The 20,844-nt window shown below is 51.7% G+C and carries 20 protein-coding genes and 1 pseudogene; 4 read left to right on the top strand and 17 right to left on the bottom strand.

The window, feature by feature from the left end:
* Positions 1–48: 48 nt before the first annotated feature.
* Together ACTHSL_RS04245 and ACTHSL_RS04250 are read right to left on the bottom strand one after the other, a co-directional pair.
* Entirely contained in the window at positions 49–1,833 is a 1,785-nt protein-coding gene (locus ACTHSL_RS04245; RefSeq protein ID WP_440380463.1) for an assimilatory sulfite reductase (NADPH) flavoprotein subunit, read from the bottom strand.
* A 181-nt stretch (positions 1,834–2,014) separates the two neighbouring features.
* Entirely contained in the window at positions 2,015–2,362 is a 348-nt protein-coding gene (locus ACTHSL_RS04250; RefSeq protein ID WP_440380464.1) for an arsenate reductase, read from the bottom strand.
* Between the two features lie 119 nt (positions 2,363–2,481).
* On the opposite strand from ACTHSL_RS04250, the gene ACTHSL_RS04255 reads away from it, so the two are divergent.
* On the top strand, positions 2,482–3,126 hold the full coding sequence (locus ACTHSL_RS04255) for a hypothetical protein (RefSeq protein WP_049248729.1): 645 nt from the start codon (positions 2,482–2,484) through the stop codon (positions 3,124–3,126).
* Between the two features lie 152 nt (positions 3,127–3,278).
* On the opposite strand, the pseudogene ACTHSL_RS04260 reads toward ACTHSL_RS04255, so the two are convergent.
* Positions 3,279–3,524: pseudogene (locus ACTHSL_RS04260) on the bottom strand (SAM-dependent methyltransferase); the annotation flags it as partial.
* 264 nt (positions 3,525–3,788) lie between these two features.
* Here ACTHSL_RS04260 and ACTHSL_RS04265 point away from each other — a divergent pair.
* A complete protein-coding gene (locus ACTHSL_RS04265) occupies positions 3,789–5,054 on the top strand; it encodes an RsmB/NOP family class I SAM-dependent RNA methyltransferase (RefSeq protein ID WP_440380465.1) in 1,266 nt (421 codons plus the stop codon).
* A 16-nt stretch (positions 5,055–5,070) separates the two neighbouring features.
* The gene (locus ACTHSL_RS04270) at positions 5,071–5,715 is read left to right on the top strand and encodes a lysophospholipid acyltransferase family protein (RefSeq protein WP_440380466.1); all 645 of its coding nucleotides are present in this window, start codon (positions 5,071–5,073) and stop codon (positions 5,713–5,715) included.
* Between the two features lie 257 nt (positions 5,716–5,972).
* Here ACTHSL_RS04270 and ACTHSL_RS04275 read toward each other — a convergent pair whose 3' ends face one another.
* From ACTHSL_RS04275 to cmk, 14 genes are all read right to left on the bottom strand, one after another.
* Complete coding sequence (locus tag ACTHSL_RS04275; protein ID WP_440380467.1) at positions 5,973–6,380, bottom strand: hypothetical protein; 408 nt, start codon at positions 6,378–6,380, stop codon at positions 5,973–5,975.
* Between the two features lie 84 nt (positions 6,381–6,464).
* Positions 6,465–7,940, bottom strand: coding sequence for a ribosome biogenesis GTPase Der (der, locus tag ACTHSL_RS04280; RefSeq protein WP_314936151.1), 1,476 nt, complete (start codon positions 7,938–7,940; stop codon positions 6,465–6,467).
* A gap of 285 nt (positions 7,941–8,225) precedes the next feature.
* Positions 8,226–8,855, bottom strand: coding sequence for a YfgM family protein (locus ACTHSL_RS04285; protein ID WP_283120225.1), 630 nt, complete (start codon positions 8,853–8,855; stop codon positions 8,226–8,228).
* Positions 8,856–10,148 (bottom strand): histidine--tRNA ligase, encoded by a 1,293-nt coding sequence (hisS, locus tag ACTHSL_RS04290; RefSeq protein WP_440380468.1) that lies wholly within the window; start codon positions 10,146–10,148, stop codon positions 8,856–8,858.
* Positions 10,149–10,228: 80 nt separating this feature from the next.
* Positions 10,229–10,603, bottom strand: a complete 375-nt coding sequence (locus ACTHSL_RS04295) for a hypothetical protein (protein WP_440380469.1) — start codon at positions 10,601–10,603, stop codon at positions 10,229–10,231.
* 26 nt (positions 10,604–10,629) lie between these two features.
* The gene (gene ispG / locus ACTHSL_RS04300; RefSeq protein WP_440380470.1) at positions 10,630–11,898 is read right to left on the bottom strand and encodes a flavodoxin-dependent (E)-4-hydroxy-3-methylbut-2-enyl-diphosphate synthase; all 1,269 of its coding nucleotides are present in this window, start codon (positions 11,896–11,898) and stop codon (positions 10,630–10,632) included.
* 6 nt (positions 11,899–11,904) lie between these two features.
* Entirely contained in the window at positions 11,905–12,747 is an 843-nt protein-coding gene (locus ACTHSL_RS04305) for a RodZ domain-containing protein (RefSeq protein ID WP_440380471.1), read from the bottom strand.
* 3 nt (positions 12,748–12,750) lie between these two features.
* Complete coding sequence (gene pilW / locus ACTHSL_RS04310) at positions 12,751–13,509, bottom strand: type IV pilus biogenesis/stability protein PilW (protein WP_440380472.1); 759 nt, start codon at positions 13,507–13,509, stop codon at positions 12,751–12,753.
* A 10-nt stretch (positions 13,510–13,519) separates the two neighbouring features.
* Positions 13,520–14,608 carry a 23S rRNA (adenine(2503)-C(2))-methyltransferase RlmN gene (rlmN, locus tag ACTHSL_RS04315; RefSeq protein WP_440380496.1) on the bottom strand — a complete coding sequence of 363 codons (1,089 nt, stop codon included), beginning with the start codon at positions 14,606–14,608 and terminating at the stop codon, positions 13,520–13,522.
* Positions 14,609–14,740: 132 nt separating this feature from the next.
* Positions 14,741–15,166 (bottom strand): nucleoside-diphosphate kinase, encoded by a 426-nt coding sequence (ndk, locus tag ACTHSL_RS04320; RefSeq protein WP_049248719.1) that lies wholly within the window; start codon positions 15,164–15,166, stop codon positions 14,741–14,743.
* 116 nt (positions 15,167–15,282) lie between these two features.
* On the bottom strand, positions 15,283–16,428 hold the full coding sequence (zapE, locus tag ACTHSL_RS04325; protein WP_440380473.1) for a cell division protein ZapE: 1,146 nt from the start codon (positions 16,426–16,428) through the stop codon (positions 15,283–15,285).
* Positions 16,429–16,563: 135 nt separating this feature from the next.
* On the bottom strand, positions 16,564–16,878 hold the full coding sequence (locus ACTHSL_RS04330) for an integration host factor subunit beta (RefSeq protein ID WP_003774573.1): 315 nt from the start codon (positions 16,876–16,878) through the stop codon (positions 16,564–16,566).
* Positions 16,879–16,893: 15 nt separating this feature from the next.
* Entirely contained in the window at positions 16,894–18,606 is a 1,713-nt protein-coding gene (gene rpsA, locus ACTHSL_RS04335; protein WP_440380497.1) for a 30S ribosomal protein S1, read from the bottom strand.
* 121 nt (positions 18,607–18,727) lie between these two features.
* Positions 18,728–19,387 carry a (d)CMP kinase gene (cmk, locus tag ACTHSL_RS04340; protein ID WP_440380474.1) on the bottom strand — a complete coding sequence of 220 codons (660 nt, stop codon included), beginning with the start codon at positions 19,385–19,387 and terminating at the stop codon, positions 18,728–18,730.
* A 132-nt stretch (positions 19,388–19,519) separates the two neighbouring features.
* On the opposite strand from cmk, the gene aroA reads away from it, so the two are divergent.
* On the top strand, positions 19,520–20,809 hold the full coding sequence (aroA, locus tag ACTHSL_RS04345; RefSeq protein WP_440380475.1) for a 3-phosphoshikimate 1-carboxyvinyltransferase: 1,290 nt from the start codon (positions 19,520–19,522) through the stop codon (positions 20,807–20,809).
* Positions 20,810–20,844: the final 35 nt, after the last annotated feature.

Consider the following 20,844-nt stretch of genomic DNA (forward strand, 5'->3'; position numbering starts at 1 on the left):
AAAAGCATATCTGCCTTTTCAGACGGCCTGAACAATTCAAATCGCCGCTCAATAAACATCACGCTGATAACGTTTGTCTTCCCGCAAGCCGTTCAAATATTCTTCCGCGTCGTCGCGATCCATGCCGCCCTGTTCCGCAATGATGTCCAACAGGGCGTTTTCCACGTCGCGCGCCATCCGCGCCGCGTCGCCGCAAACATAAATGTGCGCCCCGTCCTGCAGCCATGCCCAAACGTCGGCGGCCGCCTGGCGCAGTTTGTCCTGAACGTACACTTTTTCCGCCCCCTGCCGGCTCCAAGCCAAATCGGCGCGGGTCAGCAAGCCGTCTTTGCGGAATTGCTGCCATTCGATCTGATAGAGGAAATCGTCGGTAAACTTACGGTTGCCGAACACCAGCCAGTTTTTCCCGCCGTCGCCGTTGGCTGCGCGCTGCTGCATAAAGGCGCGGAACGGGGCGACACCTGTGCCCGCGCCTATCATGATAATCGGCGTATCGCCGTTTTCCGGCAGGCGAAACAGCTTGTTCGGTTCGACAAACACGCGCACTTCGCCGTCCTCTTCCAGCCTGCCGCCCAGCCAGCCCGAGGCCGCGCCGGTGTAGGCTTGGCCGTGATGCTCGAACGCCACCACGCCGACCGTCAGATGCACTTCCTCGCCCACTTCGTCCTGCGACGAGGCAATCGAATACAGGCGCGGGGTTTGCGGCCTGAACAGGCCGTACAGCTCCTGCGCCGTCATTTTGTGCGGAAACTGCGCCAGCACGCCCACCGGCGGCGTGGCGGCCAAATAGGCTGCCAAGGCCTCTGCGTCTGCCGCCATGCCTTGCAACTTCTCCGCCCCGCACAACGCGGCATAGTCGCGGACAAACTGCGGCGTGATTTGGGTGATGTCCAAATCCTCGCGCAAAGCGGTCCGGATGTCACGCTCGCCGCCGTCGGCGCGGCGGATGTTTTCGCTTCCGTCCAAACTGGCGTATTGCAGGATTTCCGCCACCAAGGCTTCGTCGTTTATCGGCCATACGCCCAAGGCGTCGCCTGCATGGTAGCGGATGCCGGAGCCCGTCAGGTCGATTTCGATGTGCTCGACATCTTTGTCGGCGTGGCCGGAGGTAATCTTCTGCCGCACGGCGAGGCTGGCGGCAAACGGCTTCTCTTTCGTGTATACCGTTCCGCCCCCTTCCGTTTCCGCTTTGTCCGTGCCGTTGCCTGAAGGAACGGCGGCCGGTGCGGCGGCCAGACGCGCTACGGCTTCGGCAACGGCGGCCGTCCACTTGTCGGCTTCTTCCTGATATTCCAAATCGCAAAAGCCGACCTCGTGCAGCCGCTTACCGCCGAGTTTGTCCAACAACAAATCGAAATCGCGTCCGGCCTGGCAGAATTTCGGATAACTCGAATCGCCCAAACCCAAAACGGCAAAGCTGACCGCGCTCAAATCGGGTGCTTTTTTGCCGTTGAGGAATTTATGCAGCGGCAAGGCCTCTTCCGGCGGCTCGCCCTCGCCCTGGGTGGACGTTACCAACAATAAAATGTCTTCTTCCGCCAACTGTTTGGTTTTGTAGTCGGCGGCGGCGGTCAGGACGGCATCCACGCCCGCACTTTCCAGTTTGGCCAGCAACTGTTCGGCCACCTTGCGGGCATTGCCGGTTTGCGAAGCGGAAAGGATGCGGACGCGGCGGGCAGGCGCGGGCTGCGCGGCGGATGCCTGTGATTGGAAAGACACGGCGGCCGCATCGCCGCCCGTGCTTTTTGCCCAGGCATATCCGGCCAAAAAAGCCAGCTGCTGCGGATTGAGGAGCTTGAGTTGGTCGGCCAGTTCGGGAGAAATCGGGATCATTTCGGTGTTCCTTTGATTGCTGTCCGGCCGTCGCGAAGGAAAGGTTTGTTGTTTTCAGACGGCCTGCTTTTTGGTTGCGCCCCACTATACTGAGGCCGTCTGAAAAAAGAAAAGAATGCTTGTTTGTAAGCAAAGAGGGATTGGTTATATGAACCCATCCGGCGGATGCGCTTACACCGGCTCAGCCAAACAACCCTTCATATAAGGCCGTCTGAAAACCGCAGTAAAACCGCCCACCATGCGCCAGCACTGGGCGTTTGATCAAACTCGGCTGCGCGCACATTAGCCGCACCGCGCCGTCTTCGCTATCGGCAGCGGCACGTTCCGCTTCCGACAACTTCCGCCAAGTCGTGCCGCGCCGGTTGAGCAGCATATCGAGCGGCACATCGGCCAGCCATGCACGGATGTCGCCTTCCGTCGGCGGCTGCTTTTTAAAATCGGAAAACTCGTACTCCACACCGTGCTCCTGCAGCCAGACGCGCGCCTTTTTCACCGTATCACAATTTGGGATGCCGTATAAAACCGTCATTTTCATCGTCCTTTGCCGTTAAAAAAAGGATTGTAGCAAAGGCTCTTGCCGAATACGGATAAAAAAACTATGCTACCCCTGTTTTCCACCCTTTCCCATCATCCTTCGAAGGAAAAAACATGAAAAAAACCGTTTTACTCGGCGCGGCCGCATTCGTACTGGCCGCCTGCGGCAGCAGCAACGAAGCAAGCGAAAGCCACTTTAAAAAAGTAATCGAAGAAAGCGGCAACAACCGTAATGTCTGCCTGCCGCTGATGCTGGACATCGAAACGCCGAACGGCATTCCGGCGCAAAACGTCATGCTCGGCGAACCCGTACTCCTCATCTCCGACCACTCCGCCGACGGCAAACGCATCAACCAAATAGCGGAAAAACAACTGGAAGTCCTCGAAAAAGAAGGCCTGTACCGCAAACTCAAAACCGACACCCAGCCGCTGTCGGAAGAGCGCAGCATCAAAACCGCCACTTACGAGCTGACCGACAAAGGCGTGGAACTGGTGCGCGGCACCCAGCGCGGCCCGCTGTTCTGCGTGGGCAAACAGAAAATCGGCAAAATCAACTGGTTCACCACCCCCACTCCCGACAACGGCCTGACCGTATCCGAAGTGTCTTACCAAGTCGAACTGAAACCAGAAAAATGGGCCGACAAACTGATTAAGGCCAGCGAAGGCAAATGGAAACGGCTCAAAGAGCCTTACAACGAAAACACCACCCTGGTTCAAACCAACAAGGGCTGGCGCGACATACGCGAAATGAACCGCTAATTCCGCCATCGAAAAAGGCCGTCTGAAACCCGTTTGGGCTTTTCAGACGGCCATTTCTTCTTGGCAAACCGTTTTGAACATAAGATGACGGCCGAATTTAAAATGCCGGACAGACGGTTTATCGTCGAGCCGAAACCGGCCCAGCCGTTTTTTCAGACGGCCTTTACACAGCGCAAAATGCTGTGCCCGAGTCCAATGCCGTCCGAAATTTCCGCCACTTTCAGTCCGGCGATTTCAACGCAGCGTATCAGGTCTTCGGAATGGAAAATTTTGCTGTTGCCGTTGGCCATGGCTGTGAAATACAGGCTGGTCATGGTTAGGCAGTAGGCGGCAGTTTCGTAGCGTTGCCTGTCCCAGAAGGGTTCCATGATGTACAGACTGGCGTGTTCGCTCATGGAGGACAAACGCCAAGCCGCCGTTTTCAAACAAACCGAACACGCCACCTAACATTCGGGCAATCTTACCGCACTTTAGCCGAAGCCATGCTTCTTTCAAAACATTCAAATCCTTATTTTCCTGCGCGTACATTATCTTTTCCGCCGCAATGCACGGCAGAAAGCGTTTGAAAACATCACACATCCGGTCAGCCGGCACGCCGGTTCGCTTACACTAAACTAATTGGCTTATAATCGCCGCTTTATCCGCCTACGACACCACCAGACATGACACCAGCCCAACTTGCCCACACCGCCGACCTTTTGGCCGAACTCCTCACCTTCCGCCAACCTGCCGACGCCGTTACTTCCGCCTTCTTCCGCAACCGGCGCAAACTCGGCCGCCAAGACCGTGCCGAAATCGCCGAAACCGCCTTTGCCGCCATCCGTCATTACCAAAAAATCTCCGCCGTCCTGCGCCGTCCTGCCGCACAAGCGCGCAAAGCCGCACTGGCCGCACTCGTCCTCGGACGCGGCTTCAACATCAGCCGGCTCGACAGCTTGGCCGACGACGAAGAAAAAACCTTCCTTGCCGCACTCAAAGCATGCAAAACCGAATTTTCAGACGGCCTCAACACCGCCGCCGAACTGCCGCAATGGCTGATCGACACCATGCGCGCCGACTTTTCCGACCAAGACATCCTGAATTTCGGCCGCAGCACCACCTGCCCCGCCCCGCTCGATTTGCGCGTCAACGCCCTGAAAGCCAAACGCGACAAAATCCTGGCCGAACTCCAAACCGAAGGCCTCCCTGCCGAAGCAACCCCGTTCTCACCGTGGGGCATCCGCCTACACGACAAATCCGCCCTCGGCAAGCACCCCCGCTTCCTCGACGGTACGCTCGAAGTGCAAGACGAAGGCAGCCAGCTCGTCGCCCTGCTACTCGGCGCGAAGCGCGGCGAAATCATCGTCGATTTCTGCGCCGGCGCGGGCGGGAAAACACTCGCCGTCGGCGCCATGACGGCCAACAAAGGCCGCATCTACGCCTTCGATATAGCCGAAAAACGCCTGGCCAACCTCAAACCGCGCATGACGCGCGCAGGCCTCACCAACATCCACCCCGAACGCATCGGCAGCGAACACGACCCGCGTTTAGGCCGTCTGAAAGGCAAAGCCGACCGCGTTTTGGTGGACGCGCCCTGCTCCGGCCTCGGCACACTGCGCCGCAATCCCGACCTCAAATACCGCCAGTCGCCCGAAACACTGGCCAAACTTGCCGAACAGCAACACAGCATCCTCAATGCCGCCGCAGAACTGGTCAAACCGCAAGGCCGCCTCGTTTATGCCACCTGCAGCATCCTGCCGCAGGAAAACGAGGGCCAAATCGAACGTTTCCTGCGCGAACACCCCGACTTTGAAGCACTAAACTGTGCCGACCTACCGGGCAGCCCGAAAATCAGCCCCGACACCGGCACTTATCTGAAACTCGACACGGCGGCACACGGCACGGACGGTTTCTTCGCCGCCGTCCTCCAACGCCGCGAGGCCGTCTGAAAACCATCCGAACGCCATGCCCATACTGAAAAAAAGCCTCGCCTGGCTGACCGACCAACTGCTCTGCCTTTCCGTATCCTTCCTCACCGGAGTCAAGCCGAAAAGCAGGATAGAACTCGACTTCAGCCCGCAACAGAAAGTCTATTATGCCAACCACGGCAGCCACGGCGACTTCCTGCTCGTCTGGATTTCCCTGCCGCGCCGCTGGCGCATCCACACCCGCCCCGTAGCAGGCTCAGACTACTGGCTGACCGGCCGCATCCGCCGCTTCATCATCCAAAACGTCTTCAACGCCCTCCTCATCCCGCGCCACAGCGACCGCCCGCAAGAAATAACCGAACAAATGAAACAGGCCTTGGACGAAGGCGCGTCCCTCATCGTCTTCCCCGAAGGCACGCGCAACACCGACGACAACACCGTCCTGCTGCCCTTTAAATCCGGCATTTACCACCTCGCCGACAGCCGACCCGGTACGGAATTCGTCCCCCTCTGGATAGACAACATCAACCGCGTGCTGCCCAAAGGAAAATTCCTACCCATCCCGCTGCTGTGCGAAGTCCATGTCGGCACCCCGCTGAGCCTGCGCGAAGGCGAAACCAAAGAAGCCTTCCTCGAACGCAGCCGCAATGCCCTATTGGCACTGGCTCCGGCGGAAACATAAGCTTTGAATCTGCCTGATGCCATGCGGTATCAATCCCCCTCCCCGCAAGGCTGCGGACTACAGATGTCCTGCCGCACGAAATGATTGGAAGCCGAATCACCAATCGCACAACAAAAAAGCCGCATTACCCCGTTTCAAGTTATCCCATGTAAAAATCGCTGAAACCCCGCCATGCGGTTTTCAGCGATTTTGATTTTGATAAAAGCGCGGTATGTCATCACCGTATGACATGCCATGCACAGATACACTTCCAGTGCTTACAGCAAACCTGCATCAAACGATTTATCCGCATCAAATAAACCTATGTAGAAATATTTTCCGAATACGCCGCCCGATTGGAATTGCAGCCGGCCGTTAAATAGAAATATATAGGTATTGGGCGGTTTGTCGGAATATCGGCGGTAAATATCGCCTATGCTTTCTATGTCTTTTTCCAAAACGGGCATATCGAAAAACAGCTCGGAAAGGGGGAAGCTGTATCTGAAGTCAAGTTGCAGGCAGGTTAGCCCGTACACTTCATCCGACTCTTTATCCCGATATGGAAACCCTAAATCGATTGCCAATTGCGAAGTTTGGGTTGTGCCATCAATATCGATATATGTGTCATACTCCTCAATGGAATCATAACGGCCTAACCATAAATGGTATTTTTCGTTATGTTTCATTTTCGGACTTCTTGTAAAAATAAACAAAGGCCGTCTGAAACACTGTTTTTATTACACAAAAACGTTTTTCAGACGGCCTACCATTTATTTCTTCTTATCGTTGCCTTGTAGTTTTTTCACGCTGACCGGCCGTTTTTTCAGTTTTTTCACCCGCTGTTTGTCTTCTTTCCGTTCTTCCCTTTTGGCGATACGGTTACTTAATGCCACTCGGCGGGGCGGCTGTTTTTTCGGTTTGACGGTTTCTTCCTCATAGGGATTCTCGCCGACATTGTATTGAATCCGAAGCGGCGTACCTTGCAAATTAAAAGCCTTGCGGAAGGTTTGCGTCAGGTAGCGCGTATAGCTGTCGGGAATGTGCTGCAAAGAGTTGCCGTGGATGACGATGACGGGCGGATTCATGCCGCCTTGGTGGGCATAGCGCATTTTAGGCCGGACCAACCCCGCGCGCGCAGGCTGCTGGCGTTCGATGGCGGATTGCAATACGCGGGTGATTTTCGGCGTCGGCATTTTGATAAACGCCGCATCATAGGCCGCCTGAATGCTGTCAAACAATCCGTCTATCCCGCGCTCTTTCAGTGCGGAAATATAGTGGAATTTCGCAAAATCAAGGAAATAGAGTTTACGGGCAATGTCGCGCTTAATGTCGTTGCGGCGTTCCTCGGAAATACCGTCCCATTTGTTCACTGCGATGACGAGTGCGCGGCCTGCTTCCAATGCGAAGCCTGCAATGGTCGCGTCTTGGTCGGCGATGTCCTGTTGCGCGTCCAATACCAAAACGGCAACGTTTGCAGCTTCCACCGCCTGCATGGCTTTGATGACGGAAAACTTCTCCACCGCTTCGTCGACCTTGCCGCGCCGACGCACGCCTGCGGTGTCGATAATGGTAAAAGGTTTGCCTTCGCGTTCAAAATCGATATGGATACTGTCGCGCGTTGTGCCGGCCATATCGAAAGCAATTACGCGCTCCTCGCCCAGTATGGCGTTTACCAATGTGGATTTGCCGACGTTCGGCCTACCGATAACGGCAAAAACGGGATGTTTGACTTCGTTGCTTTCTTCTTTGGCATCGGGGAAGTGTTCCAACACTTTCTCAATCAGGTGATACACACCGTCGCCGTGCGCGCCGGAAATCACATTCGGTTCGCCCAACGCCAGTTCGTAAAACTCGGCGGCCAGGACATCGTGGCGGCCGCCTTCGCCTTTATTGACCGCCAAATACACCGGACGCGGACTTTGACGCAGGCGATCGGCAATGATTTTGTCTTGCGGTGTCAAACCGGTACGCGCATCCACCAGGAAGACGACGGCATCGGCTTCATCTACGGCTTGCAGGGTTTGTTTGGCCATTTCGTGCAGGATGCCGCTGTCCACGACGGGCTCGAAACCGCCGGTATCGATAACCAGATAGGGTTTGCTGCCCAAGCGACCGTGACCGTAGTGGCGGTCGCGCGTGAGGCCGGGCAAATCGTGCACCAATGCGTCTTTGGTGCGGGTTAAGCGGTTGAACAAGGTGGATTTGCCGACGTTCGGCCGGCCGACCAGTGCGATGGTGGGTTTCATAATACTATTTCCTTTTACCGTCGGACGAAAGCGGCGGCGGGAGGTGATGGGGACAGGCTGCCGTTTGTATTTTTATCAAAAACGGTTGTTCCAAGCTTCGCCCGACTGTTCTATCCGCATCATCGGCAATTTTTAATCTGAGGAATATAAAGCCTGAAATCAGTCGGATAACTTCAGGCCGTCTGAAAAAAGACTGACGTTTTTTCAGACGGCCTCAAAGCTTTAAGCAAGCGGTTTCTTTTTCCTGTGAGGGCAATTTGCCTGTCATTTCAAAATAATGTCAGCCTATCTCAATTCGTCTGCCTTCAGTTGCAGCAATTGGAGGCCGGGGGCGTCTTGTACCGTTTTGGCAAGTGCTTGTTCGTAAACTGCCAGCGCTTCTTTATTTTTACCTTGCGCATAAAGCACATCGCCCTGAGTTTCCAAAATTAGGGCTTCAAAGGCTGCATCAACCGGCATTTTCAATGTAGCCAAGGCTGCGTCGTATTTCTTCTGCTGCAGCTGCACGGTTGCAAGCCTTTGGATAGCCAGTGCACGGACAAAGGGGATTTGCTGGTTTTGCAATACCCAATTCAATTGCTTTTCCGCCGCTTCATACTGTCCTTGGTCGAACAGGTCGGCAGCCACCATCATGGTTGCCTGCGCGGAAGAGATGCTTTCGGGATAGTTTTGCTGGAGGATGGACAAATCCGCCTGCAATGCCTGTTTATCCTGGCTGGCCTTGGCTTTTTCTACTAATCCTGCCAAGGCGGTGGCGGCTTCTTCGTTTTTCGTCTTTATATGGCCTTGGTAAAGCACCCAGCCCAAATAAACCAACGAGGCCAATAATAAAACCGCAAACAGCCAACGCCCCTTGCTGCGCCAAAAATATTTGAAATTCTCAAGTTCTTGCTGATCATCCAAGTGTGCTGCCATTTATGTATTCTTCCATTGTGTTAATAAGGCGGTCAGTTCGGCCGAGGCAATGGTTTGCTGGCCGAACTGCCCTTGCAGGTCTTTCACGGTGGCCGTGCCGTTTTCCGCTTCATCCCCCCCTACAATCAGGGCAAAACGCGCACCGCTGGCATCGGCCTTTTTCATCTGGTTTTTCAAACTCTGATTGCCGCAGTGCTGCAATACGTTAAATCCGGCGGCACGCAGTCGGGAGGCGTAGTTTATGGCTGCTTCCAAACCTTCTTCCTGTTGCATAACATATATATCGGGCGCGGCATCGGTTTTCAGACGGCCGTATTCGTGCACCAGAAGCAGCAGGCGTTCGATACCCATGGCAAAACCGATTGCAGGCGCATCTTTGCCGCCCAGCTCGCCTATCAGCCCGTTATAACGGCCGCCACCGCAAACGGTAGCCTGTGCGCCGAGTTTGTCGGTCGTCCATTCGAACACGGTCAGATTGTAATAGTCCAAACCGCGAACCAGACGGGGATTTTCCACATAGGCAATGCCCAAAATATCCAAAAGCCGTTTGAATCCGTTGTAATGCGCCAATGATTCTTCGCCCAAATAATCGAGCAAACGCGGAGCTTGATTGCAAACAGCCTGCAAATCGGGATTTTTGCTGTCCAAAACACGCAAAGGATTGGTTTTCAGACGGCGTTTGCTGTCTTCATCCAATATGGTTTCATGCTGTTGGAGGTAGGCAACCAGCGCACTGCGGTGAGCGGCACGCTCTTCCTTGTTGCCCAGATTGTTGATTTCCAAAGTCAGGAAGTCCGAAATCCCCAATTCCCGCCACAAATCGGCACACATGGCAATCATTTCGGCATCGACATCGGGCCCGTCAAACCCCAAAGCTTCTATGCCGACCTGATGAAACTGACGGTAACGGCCTTTCTGCGGCCGTTCGCGGCGGAACATCGGCCCCATATACCATAGCTTTTGCGGGCTGTTGTACAGCAGATTGTGTTCGACCACCGCACGCAGGCAGGAAGCCGTTCCCTCGGGGCGCAGGCTTAAACTGAGCGTATCGTTGGAATCGGAAAAGGTATACATTTCTTTACCGACCACGTCGGTTTCTTCGCCGATTGAACGCACAAACAAGCCTGTTTGTTCCAAAATAGGCGTACGGATTTGGCTGTAGCCGAAACGGCGCGTCCATTTGCCGACCACATCTTCAAATGCCTGCCAGAAAGCACTGGTCAGCTTGAAATCCTTCTGTTCCAGCGGCAACAAATCATTCATGCCTTTCACGGCTTGGATTTTCTGTCCCATTATTCTCTTTCTCTATATAACGGTTTTCAGACGGCCTTCTAACTGCCTAGACCGTCTGAAATGATTTGTTCGGCTATGCCTCAATTTTGAAACTGGCGTAGCATACTGCTTGATAATTGTAAAAACTGGCGGTATTTATCAGATTCTTCAATCTTGCTACGATCCAAACCAATATTCACTAATACCCCCGCCTTATTACCGTACAGTACGATATTTTCGATTTCATACCCTCCATCAATTGGTAGGATGAAAGCCTGCAACATCTCTCCCGCTGGTAGATTTTGCAAAATAATGCTTTTTTTTACCCCCGGCGGCAAATCGGCTCCGACAAATTGAAATGGATTATGCAGGGCATCATTTACGCCCTGATAGGTATAAATAAAAACCTGGTGTTTCAATTGCGGATTATTTTGCAAATACAAACGCAATAAAAGTTCCCGTAAATCTTGATTCATTTTATTTTCACTACCATTACTAAAAATCAGGCTGTCCGAATCGGAATAACACGGCGGCAGTCCCTTTTTTTGCCACCCTCGCCATAATTAACCTCTACATATTCGCGCACGATGGCTAAAAATTCGGCAGCCATGTTGTCGCCCTTTAACGTAACCTTGCGTTCGCCGTCCACATACACCGGTGCAATCGGCGTTTCTCCCGTCCCAGGCAGGCTGATGCCGATATCGGCGAGTTTGCTTTCACCCGGCCCGTTTACTACGCAGCCCATTACAGCCACATTCAAACTTTCCACACCGGGATACTGTAATCGCCAAACCGCCATTTGGTCACGCAAATATTGTTGAATATCACGTGCCAACTCCTGAAATACAGTACTGGTCGTACGACCGCACCCCGGACAGGCAGTAACCATGGGCGTAAACGAACGCAGACCCATGGTTTGCAGGATTTCTTGCGCTACAACCACTTCTTTCGTACGCGAAGCACCGGGTTCGGGCGTTAAAGAAATACGGATGGTATCGCCGATGCCTTCTTGCAATAACACAGACAATGCCGCAGTTGAAGCCACGATACCTTTGCTACCCATGCCTGCTTCAGTCAAGCCCAAATGCAGCGGATAACTGCAACGGGCAGCCAATTCACGGTATACCTGAATCAAATCCTGCACTGCGCTGACTTTGCAAGACAAAATAATCTTATTTTCCGGCAAACCCAAATCAACTGCCTTCTGGGCTGATTCCAATGCAGAAACAATCAGGGCTTCCTTCATGATTTCTTCCGGTGTTTTCGGATTGGCGGAAGCTAAATTCGCATCCATCATCCTCTTGGCCAAACTCTGATCCAACGAGCCCCAATTCACACCGATACGCACAGCCTTGCCATATTCAGCGGCCGTACGAATTAAAAAAGCAAATTTTTCATCACCTTTTGAGCCCTTACCGACATTACCCGGATTGATACGGTATTTTGATAGGGCTTTGGCACAATCAGGAAATTCCGCCAACAGGCGTTCGCCGTTAAAATGGAAATCTCCTATTAACAGAGTGTTGCAACCCATATCGTCCAAACGCTGACGGATTTCAGCCACTTTAGCAGCAGATTCTGGATTATTAACAGTAATCCGCACCATTTCCGAACCGGCTTCACTGAGTTCCTTTACCTGTAAAGCAGTGGCTTGGGCATCTGCGGTGTCTGTGTTGGTCATCGATTGGACAATGACGGGCGAGTCCGAACCAACACTGACATGATCAATTTGTACTTGATGGGTAGGACGGCGCAGTATTTGTGTATTCATCTGAATTTATTTTCCTGCCGTAAACGAAGCAGTTTTTTTATCAATCATGTGATCGGAAACTTGGATATCTTTCGAACCATAGCTCGCTACAGCACCTTTGGCATAACCAATCCAAACATCATAAGGTTCTTGGCCTGAAAATCTGTGTTCGCTATTTGCCGGCACAATACTGTTCAACAACTCCTTGCCGGTTTTATCTTTAATGACCAACATAGAACGGTAACGAACCTTAACAACCAGTTCATTTCCAGTTGCATTAGTCGAACCCTCATTATCTTGGGACAAAGCCTGTGATGCAGCTGAAGCTCCTGCCGGCATCGGTACAACCGACACATTGCCATTATCAAAGTTTGGCGCAGCAACTTCTCCCAAACCCACACTTTCCTCGCTACGCGAAGTTTGCTTGGCATTTTCTTCTTTGGATTTTCCCTGCCAGATATACACACCAGCAATAATTATAGCAATTGCAATAACACCAAAAATCCATGTTGGAAAAGATTTTTCAATTTTTTGATTCTGATAATTCAAAGAACTTGAGGTATTTGGCTCAACGTTATGGCTACCCTTACTGGACTGAGGCACAATTCTGTCCAAATGCATGGAAACAGCTTGCTCATCCAAATCTAAAAATCTACCGTAACTCCTTAAAAATCCTCTAATAAAGACTCCTTCTGGCATGCCTTCGTAATTGCCGGACTCAAACGCTTCAATCTGTCTTGCCGATAACTTTAAACGTTCTGCCACCTCTCCGATAGACAAATTTTTCTCTTCACGCCCCAATCTTAATATCCGGCCAAATTCTACGGCAGGATCTTGTCCTATAACCTGATTCTCAGTAGTTTGATTCATATTTTAGTGCCCTGCTGAAATTGTTTTCAATTCTTCAGAATAAGGGTAATTTGCTCTAATTTGAGCTTCATATTCATATGCAGCCTGTGAATTACCTGAAGCCCGAGAAAGCTGCCAACCTAACAATAAATCATCAGCACTCAATACTTCCATTTGACTCTGGTATTGTCTAAACAACTGATCAGCCTCTTTAATTTGCCCCGCCAACATTTTCGTTCTTGCCAACTCCTTGCGAATCGGCATGAATGTCGGAGCAGAAGCAAGACCACGTTCCAAATATGCTTGTGCCAATGAATACTGACCCATTTTTGCACTGCAGATACCCTTATTCATATAAGCAACTTGTGGTGCAGGATATGTAGGATCTGCTAACGCACGATCGAAATAAGGTATTGCGGCATTAGGATTATTTAAATAGTTACACAAAAACCATCCATAATTATTATTAATTTCCGCACTATCCGGTTTTAGCCGTAAAGCTTCTCGAAAACTTTCTTCCGCTTTGTCATTTACCTTTAAATATTGATAAATTTGCGCACGCATCAACCATGCGATCTCATTCTTATGGTCAGCCTGCAAAGCTTCCTCTATCGTAGTGACGGCTAATCTATAATCTCCCGCACGCATATATTCAACGGACAATTGCGTCTTGATTCTGGATACTTCTTCAGTACGTTCCTTCTTACTTGGTCTTTTCAATTCAGTACTTTTACACGCACTCAATGCACAAGCAAGCAAAACTGCAATCCATAAATTCTTCATAACTTCCACCTCATTGCTGAATCAATAGCTGATGCCATTTTTGTTGGCGGCGTGTTTTATCTTGCACTTGGCCGGCTAATTGGCCACAAGCAGCATCAATATCATCACCTCGTGTTTTCCGCACAGTCACAACCAACCCGGCCTGCTGCAAAATATCGCGGAAAATCCGTATATTTTCACTAGAAGAACGCTCATAACCTGAATTAGGGAACGGATTAAAAGGGATCAGATTAAATTTGCAGGGTACATCACGGACTAAAGCCAATAATTCACGCGCATGCTCAGCCTTATCATTGATACCGTCCAGCATCACATATTCAAACGTAACAAAATCGCGCGGAGCCTTAACCAAATAACGGCGACAAGCCGCCATCAAATCTTTCAAAGGATATTTTTTATTAAGCGGCACAATTTGATCCCGCACCTCATCATTGGATGCATGCAGGGATACGGCAAGAGCCACCGGCATATCCTCTTTGAGCCTATCCATTTGAGGCACCATGCCTGAAGTTGAAACCGTTACTCGGCGACGGCTCAAACCGTATCCGTGACCATCCAGCATTACAGCCAATGCCCGTACCACATTATCGTAATTTGCTAACGGTTCACCCATGCCCATCATAACGACATTCGAAATCATGCGTTCGTTTTTGGGTGTGGCTCCCAATGCTTTATTGGCCCACCACAATTGGCCGATAATTTCCGCAGTAGTCAGATTGCGGTTAAACCCTTGCCGCCCGGTCGAACAAAACGTACACTCCAAAGCACAACCTACTTGAGAAGATATACATAATGTACCTCGGTCCGCCTCCGGGATAAATACAGTTTCTACACCATTACCCGTTCCGACATCCAACAGCCATTTTCTTGTACCATCTTTTGATTCTTGAGCAGTCATTAGCGCAGGAACCCCAACAATGGCACATTCTTCCAATTTGGCACGCAACGATTTGGCCAAATCTGTCATTTCTGCAAAGTCAGCCGCGCCGCCCCAGTGCATCCAGCGCATGACCTGCTTGGCGCGAAACGGTTTTTCCCCCATCTCGGCAAACCAAGCAGTCAGGCTGTTTAAATCATAATCCAATAAATTTTTTTTCATGTATTTCGGCAGGCTTTTCATTAAACCGTTAAAGGTAAAGCCGTCGCCATGCAAATTTTCAGACGGCCTTACTTTAACAGCCTTACTGCCGCCAACTCTGGCGGCAGTAAAAACCTTTATACTAACTATATATTAACGCGGACAAATTTCAGCTTCGGTAAAGAAATATGCAATCTCCAAAGCAGCATTTTCCAAGCTGTCGGAACCATGCACGGCATTTTCTCCAACCGACTCGGCAAAATCAGCGCGGATAGTTCCGGCGGCAGCCTCTTTAGGATTAGTCGCCCCCATCAATTCGCGATTTTTTGCTACTGCGTCCTCACCTTCAAGTACTTGAATCATCACCGGACCGCTAATCATAAAATTAACCAGATCCTGAAAAAATGGACGCTCTTTATGAACGGCGTAGAATCCCTCAGCCTCCTCCCTGCTGAGATGCTTCATTTTTGCCGCCACAATCTTTAGACCATTGTCCTCAAAACGACTATAAATTTTGCCGATAACGTTTTTACCAACTGCATCGGGTTTTATAATAGAAATAGTACGTTGAATAGTCATTCAATTCTCCTTATAAAAAAACAAACAAACAGCACAGCCTTACCTATTGGCAATGCCGGTGCATTGTAACAAGTTTTTCCGTATTCCGCCTTATTTGTTGTTTGACTATATACTCATCAAACCGGCTTTCCTAAAGTCAGATGGGACAGGTTCAAATATTCCTGAGATTGCATTTCGGTTAAACGGCTGGCCGTACGGACAAATTCTTGCGCAAAATCCCCTTCTACATAAATCTCACCAACAGGTACGTCGCAGGTTGCGCAAAACTTTACGCGATAATCATACATAACATCAATCAGCCAAGTCAGGCGACGCGCTTCCGCACGCTCTGCCTGAGATAATTTTTCAATACCGGAAACAAAAATCATCTCGTAATGTTCTGACAAATACAGATAGTCGGCCTGCGAACGCGGCCCGAAACACAACATACGGAAATCAAACCAAATTGCTTTATCCGTCCGTTTTTTACACCGAAGCATCCGTCCGTGGATTTCTATTTCAGACGGCCTCTCTGCTTGACCTGCCGTCACTTGAGTAAACAAATCGGCCAATTTCCTTTCATTCTCGTCGTTTGCGGGAATATAAAATACCTCGGCAGCCGTCAGGGTACGATGCCGGTAATCCTCTCCGCCATCCACATTCAGGATGGTCAATTTCTCTTCAATCAACGCGATGGTTGGCAGGAAACTGCTGCGGTTCTGTCCTTGAGGGTATAACTCCGACGGCGCGTAATTGGATGTCGCCACCAGTACTACGCCTTCGTTAAACAAGTTTTCCAATAATCTCCCCAAAATCATGGCATCCGCAATATCGCTCACATGAAATTCATCAAAGCACAACACCCGCGTTTCTTTGGCAATTTCTGCAGCCACAGCCTTCAAAGGATTGGCTTCACTTTTCAATCCTCGTAAACGCTGGTGAATTTCAGCCATAAAAGCATGAAAGTGAACCCGCCGTTTCCGCCGATAAGGAAGGCAGCCATAAAAAGCATCCATAAGAAAACTTTTACCTCGGCCGACACCGCCATAGAAATACAATCCTTTAGGCAGCTGGGGAGAACGCAAGCTACGACCCAAAAAACGGTTTCTCTTGCGTTTAAACATCATCAATTCCGTCCACAATCTATCCAAATGCTCGATCGCCCTTGCTTGGGCGGCATCGCGGATAAAGGCGGTCTGCTGTGAAGCAGCCTGATACCAAGTCAGCGGGCTGTGATTGTGATAAGGGGGCGGAACAAAACGGTTGGAATTTATTTCAGACATAACTTTCAGACGGCCTTCTACTCATAGTATCGGCATTATAATGGATTTACACATAATGTTAAACAAAGTTATCGTTTAAGCACACAAATCACACAAATAAAGAGTGCCGCACTTGGCGGCACTCTTTCACAACAATCACTCGGCTTCGGCAGCCATTGCCCGATCGACTCGTTCGCGCAATTCCTTGCCGGGTTTGAAGTGAGGCACGTATTTCTCAGGCACACTCACTTTATCACCCGTTTTCGGATTGCGCCCTTGCCGGGCGGGACGATGGTTTAAGTCGAAACTGCCAAATCCTCGGATTTCTATCCTCTGGCCTCGAGCCAGCGATCTGGTCATGGTATCAACCAGTATTTTCACGCTGTATTCGACATCTTTGGCCAGCAGGTGCGTACCGTTTTTCTGAGCAAAAACCTCAGCCAAACGAACCATCAACTCTGATTTGGTCATAATTTTGTTCCGCAATTATTCTTGATCGCCAGACAATTTGGCTTTCAACAAATCACCCAGGCTGGTCGTACCGGCACTGGCTGTTGATGCGGCATTAACCGAATTCAGCGCGTCACGACTTTCTTTGGCGTCTTTCGCTTTAACTGACAGTTTGATGCTGCGGTTTTTGCGGTCTACCGTTACGATAACGGCTTCAACGGCATCACCTTCGTTCAATTTAGTTGTCAGGTCTTCAACGCGGTCTGCAGCAAATTCGGAAGCAGGCAGGTAACCTTCAACTTCGTCGCCCAGTACAATAACCGCACCTTTGGCTTCAACGGATTTTACAGTACCTTTAACCAAAGAACCTTTATCGTTCACGCTGATATAGTTACCGAACGGATCGCCTTCCAGTTGTTTGATACCCAAGGAGATGCGCTCTTTTTCCACATCGATGGCCAAAACGACGGTTTCGACTTCTTCACCTTTTTTGTATTTGCGGACGGCTTCTTCGCCCGTTTCGGTCCAAGACAGGTCAGACAGGTGAACCAAACCGTCGATATTGCCCGGCAGGCCGACAAATACGCCGAAGTCGGTAATCGATTTAACCGCACCTTTGATTTTGTCGCCTTTATTGTAGTTGGCGTCAAAATCTTCCCACGGATTGGCTTGACATTGTTTCATGCCCAAAGAAATACGGCGGCGGTCTTCGTCGATTTCCAGAATCATGACTTCTACTTCGTCACCCAATTGAACCACTTTGCTCGGATGTACGTTTTTGTTTGTCCAGTCCATTTCGGAAACGTGTACCAAACCTTCGATACCTTGTTCGATTTCAACGAACGCACCGTAGTCGGTCAGGTTGGATACTTTGCCGAACAGGCGGGTGCCTTGCGGGTAACGGCGGGCCAAACCGCTCCACGGATCTTCGCCCAATTGTTTGATGCCCAAAGAAACGCGTTGTTTGTCTTGGTCGAATTTCAAAACTTTGGCTTCGACTTCTTGACCAACTTCCAGCACTTCGCTCGGGTGTTTCACACGGCGCCATGCCAAATCGGTGATGTGCAACAGGCCGTCGATGCCGCCCAAGTCGACAAACGCGCCGTAGTCGGTAATGTTTTTCACGATACCTTTGACTACAGTGCCTTCTTGCAGGTTTTCCAGCAGGGCTTTGCGTTCTTCACCCAGAGTTGCTTCCAAAACGGCACGGCGGGAAACAACGACATTATTGCGTTTTTTGTCCAGTTTGATAACTTTGAATTCGATTTCTTTGCCTTCAAAGTGGGAGGTGTCTTTGATCGGGCGAACGTCCAGCAGCGAACCGGGCAGGAAAGCACGGATGCTGTTGATCATGACGGTCAGGCCGCCTTTTACTTTGCCGTTGATCAGGCCGGACAGGATATCGCCGTTTTCCATGGCTTCTTCCAAGGCGATCCAGTCGGCGGCGCGTTTGGCTTTTTCGCGCGACAGTTTGGTTTCGCCGAAACCGTTTTCAACGGATTCGATGGTTACAGTAACGAAATCGCCTACTTTAACTTCTACTTCACCTTGCAGGTTTTTAAATTCGTTGATGTCGATCAGGGATTCGGATTTCAAACCTGCATTGACGATGACGTGCTTGTCGGTAATCGCCACCACTTCGGCGGTGATAACCTCGCCTGGGTTCATTTCCTGTACTGCTGAGTATTCTTCCAACAACTGGGCAAAATTTTCCATATTTGCTAAATCTTTCTTGCGCTGCCGGGGCACGCGGGGTTTGAGGTTGAAAAACACCTGTCCTCCCCAGCCGGACAGGTGGTGCAAACATATTTTCAGACGGCCTTCGGGTAGACCGTCAGGCCGTCTGAAACTCGAAAGTGCGCATTATATATCAGCTTTGTTTTTTTTCATACCAATCAATTACTTTTTTTACCGCTTCGTCGATACCCATTTCCGAGGTATCCAGCAATTCGGCATCGGGAAGGCGGCGCAGCGGTGCGACCGTGCGGCGGCTGTCGGCTGCGTCGCGGGCTTCGATATCGGCCAAAATCCTATCAAAAGCGACGCCGCTGCAAGGCAGGCCAAGCTGTTTGGCACGCCGCTGCGCCCTGATTTCCGCAGAGGCGGTCAGAAACACCTTCAAAACCGCGTCGGGAAAGACGACAGAACCCATGTCCCGCCCGTCGGCCACCAATCCTTTGGCCGCCTGAAAATCGCGCTGGCGTTGCAACAAGGCCGCACGCACGGCAGCCAGCTGCGCCACGGCGGATGCACCCATGCCAACGGCTTCGCTGCGTATTTCTTGGGAAACATCCGCACCGTCCAGCAATACCGTCTGACCGTCAAATACGACCGGCAACTCCGCCGCCAGCCGTGCCACGCCTTCTTCATCCGTCCATTCCGTCTGTTTCTGCCGTGCATACAGCGCGGTCAGGCGGTAGAGCGCGCCGGAGTCGAGATAGTCCCAGCCCAAAGCGGCCGCCACCCGTGATGCCACCGTTCCTTTTCCCGACGCGCTAGGCCCGTCTATTGCGATTATTTTTGCCGTCATTGTTTGCATATCCTTGGTTTATTATCGATTTATCGTTGCCTGATGCGGGATTCCACTGCCACGCCCCGCCTTGTATAATGTTGCGCCAAGCGACTATAACAACTCTTTCCCCTATCTTCCAGTATAAAAATCATGACCGACTCCATCCGCCTAGAACCACGCCGTCTGAAACCTTCCTCCATCGCCCTGCCCGGCTCGAAAAGCATCAGCAACCGCACCCTGCTGCTGGCCGCCTTGTCCGACAACGGCTGCACGATACGCTCGCTGCTCCAATCGGACGACACCGACCGTATGCTTGATGCCCTGACTGCCTTGGGCGTGGGCATCGAACCGCTTTCAGACGGCCTGATTCGGATACACGGCTGCGGCGGCCGTTTCCCGCAGCGCGAAGCCGATTTATTCCTCGGCAACGCCGGCACCGCCTTCCGTCCATTGGCCGCCGCACTGGCCGTATTGGGCGGCGATTACCGCCTGCACGGCGTGACGCGAATGCACGAACGCCCCATCGGCGATTTGGTCAATGCCCTGCGCGTCATCGGCGCGGACATTCGCTACACCGGCAACGAAAACTACCCGCCGCTACACATCGGCAAACGGCAGGACAACGGCATCCGCAGCGTACCCGTCAAAGGCAACGTTTCCAGCCAGTTCCTGACCGCGCTACTGATGGCCTTGCCGCTGACCGGCGAAGCATTTGAAATACAGGTGGAGGGCGAGCTGATTTCCAAACCCTATATCGACATCACGCTCAACCTGATGCGCCGATTCGGCGTCAATGTGGAAAACGGCGGCTATCGGCGTTTCCGGCTGCCCGCCGCCCGCTACATCGCCCCCGAAACGGTCCATGTCGAAGGCGACGCGTCCAGCGCATCCTACTTCCTTGCCGCCGGACTGCTTTCCGCCGTACCGATACGCGTTACCGGCTTAGGGAAAAACGCCATACAGGGCGATGCCGCCTTTGCCCGCGAACTGGAAAAAATCGGCGCATCGGTAACATGGGGCGACGACTTCATCGAAGTTTCCCGCGCAGAAGGGCAAGCCGTCCTGCCTTTCGATTTGGACGCAAACCACATCCCCGACGCCGCCATGACGCTGGCCGTCGTCGCCCTGGCGGCTGGCGCGCCCTGCACCCTGCGCAACATCGGCTCGTGGCGCGTCAAAGAAACCGACCGCATTGCCGCCATGGCCGCCGAATTAAGGAAAGTCGGCGCGGCCGTGCGGGAAGAAGCCGAAGCCATACACATTACCCCACCGGCACAACTCACGCCTAACGCCGTTATCGACACCTACGACGACCACCGCATGGCGATGTGCTTCTCACTGGTTTCATTGCTGGGCGTACCCGTTACCATCAACGATCCCCAATGCGTCCGCAAAACCTTCCCCGATTATTTCGCGGTATTCGAATCACTGACGGCTTAAAACGAAAAAGGCCGTCTGAAACCGCCAAACACCAA

This window comes from Neisseria sp. P0008.S010 (assembly GCF_051962715.1).
Taxonomy (GTDB): domain Bacteria; phylum Pseudomonadota; class Gammaproteobacteria; order Burkholderiales; family Neisseriaceae; genus Neisseria; species Neisseria elongata.

What these genes read in the sequence shown, in the direction of transcription:
- ACTHSL_RS04295 (WP_440380469.1), bottom strand. Translation starts at nt 10,603, where the DNA reads ATGAATCAAGATTTACGGGAACTTTTATTGCGTTTGTATTTGCAAAAT.
- ACTHSL_RS04245 (WP_440380463.1), bottom strand. Translation starts at nt 1,833, where the DNA reads ATGATCCCGATTTCTCCCGAACTGGCCGACCAACTCAAGCTCCTCAAT.
- ispG (WP_440380470.1), bottom strand. Translation starts at nt 11,898, where the DNA reads ATGAATACACAAATACTGCGCCGTCCTACCCATCAAGTACAAATTGAT.
- ACTHSL_RS04285 (WP_283120225.1), bottom strand. Translation starts at nt 8,855, where the DNA reads ATGGCAGCACACTTGGATGATCAGCAAGAACTTGAGAATTTCAAATAT.
- pilW (WP_440380472.1), bottom strand. Translation starts at nt 13,509, where the DNA reads ATGAAGAATTTATGGATTGCAGTTTTGCTTGCTTGTGCATTGAGTGCG.
- ACTHSL_RS04265 (WP_440380465.1), top strand. Translation starts at nt 3,789, where the DNA reads ATGACACCAGCCCAACTTGCCCACACCGCCGACCTTTTGGCCGAACTC.
- ACTHSL_RS04250 (WP_440380464.1), bottom strand. Translation starts at nt 2,362, where the DNA reads ATGACGGTTTTATACGGCATCCCAAATTGTGATACGGTGAAAAAGGCG.
- ACTHSL_RS04330 (WP_003774573.1), bottom strand. Translation starts at nt 16,878, where the DNA reads ATGACCAAATCAGAGTTGATGGTTCGTTTGGCTGAGGTTTTTGCTCAG.
- ACTHSL_RS04275 (WP_440380467.1), bottom strand. Translation starts at nt 6,380, where the DNA reads ATGAAACATAACGAAAAATACCATTTATGGTTAGGCCGTTATGATTCC.
- cmk (WP_440380474.1), bottom strand. Translation starts at nt 19,387, where the DNA reads ATGACGGCAAAAATAATCGCAATAGACGGGCCTAGCGCGTCGGGAAAA.
- rlmN (WP_440380496.1), bottom strand. Translation starts at nt 14,608, where the DNA reads ATGAAAAAAAATTTATTGGATTATGATTTAAACAGCCTGACTGCTTGG.
- ndk (WP_049248719.1), bottom strand. Translation starts at nt 15,166, where the DNA reads ATGACTATTCAACGTACTATTTCTATTATAAAACCCGATGCAGTTGGT.
- ACTHSL_RS04270 (WP_440380466.1), top strand. Translation starts at nt 5,071, where the DNA reads ATGCCCATACTGAAAAAAAGCCTCGCCTGGCTGACCGACCAACTGCTC.
- ACTHSL_RS04255 (WP_049248729.1), top strand. Translation starts at nt 2,482, where the DNA reads ATGAAAAAAACCGTTTTACTCGGCGCGGCCGCATTCGTACTGGCCGCC.
- aroA (WP_440380475.1), top strand. Translation starts at nt 19,520, where the DNA reads ATGACCGACTCCATCCGCCTAGAACCACGCCGTCTGAAACCTTCCTCC.
- der (WP_314936151.1), bottom strand. Translation starts at nt 7,940, where the DNA reads ATGAAACCCACCATCGCACTGGTCGGCCGGCCGAACGTCGGCAAATCC.
- zapE (WP_440380473.1), bottom strand. Translation starts at nt 16,428, where the DNA reads ATGTCTGAAATAAATTCCAACCGTTTTGTTCCGCCCCCTTATCACAAT.
- hisS (WP_440380468.1), bottom strand. Translation starts at nt 10,148, where the DNA reads ATGGGACAGAAAATCCAAGCCGTGAAAGGCATGAATGATTTGTTGCCG.
- ACTHSL_RS04305 (WP_440380471.1), bottom strand. Translation starts at nt 12,747, where the DNA reads ATGAATCAAACTACTGAGAATCAGGTTATAGGACAAGATCCTGCCGTA.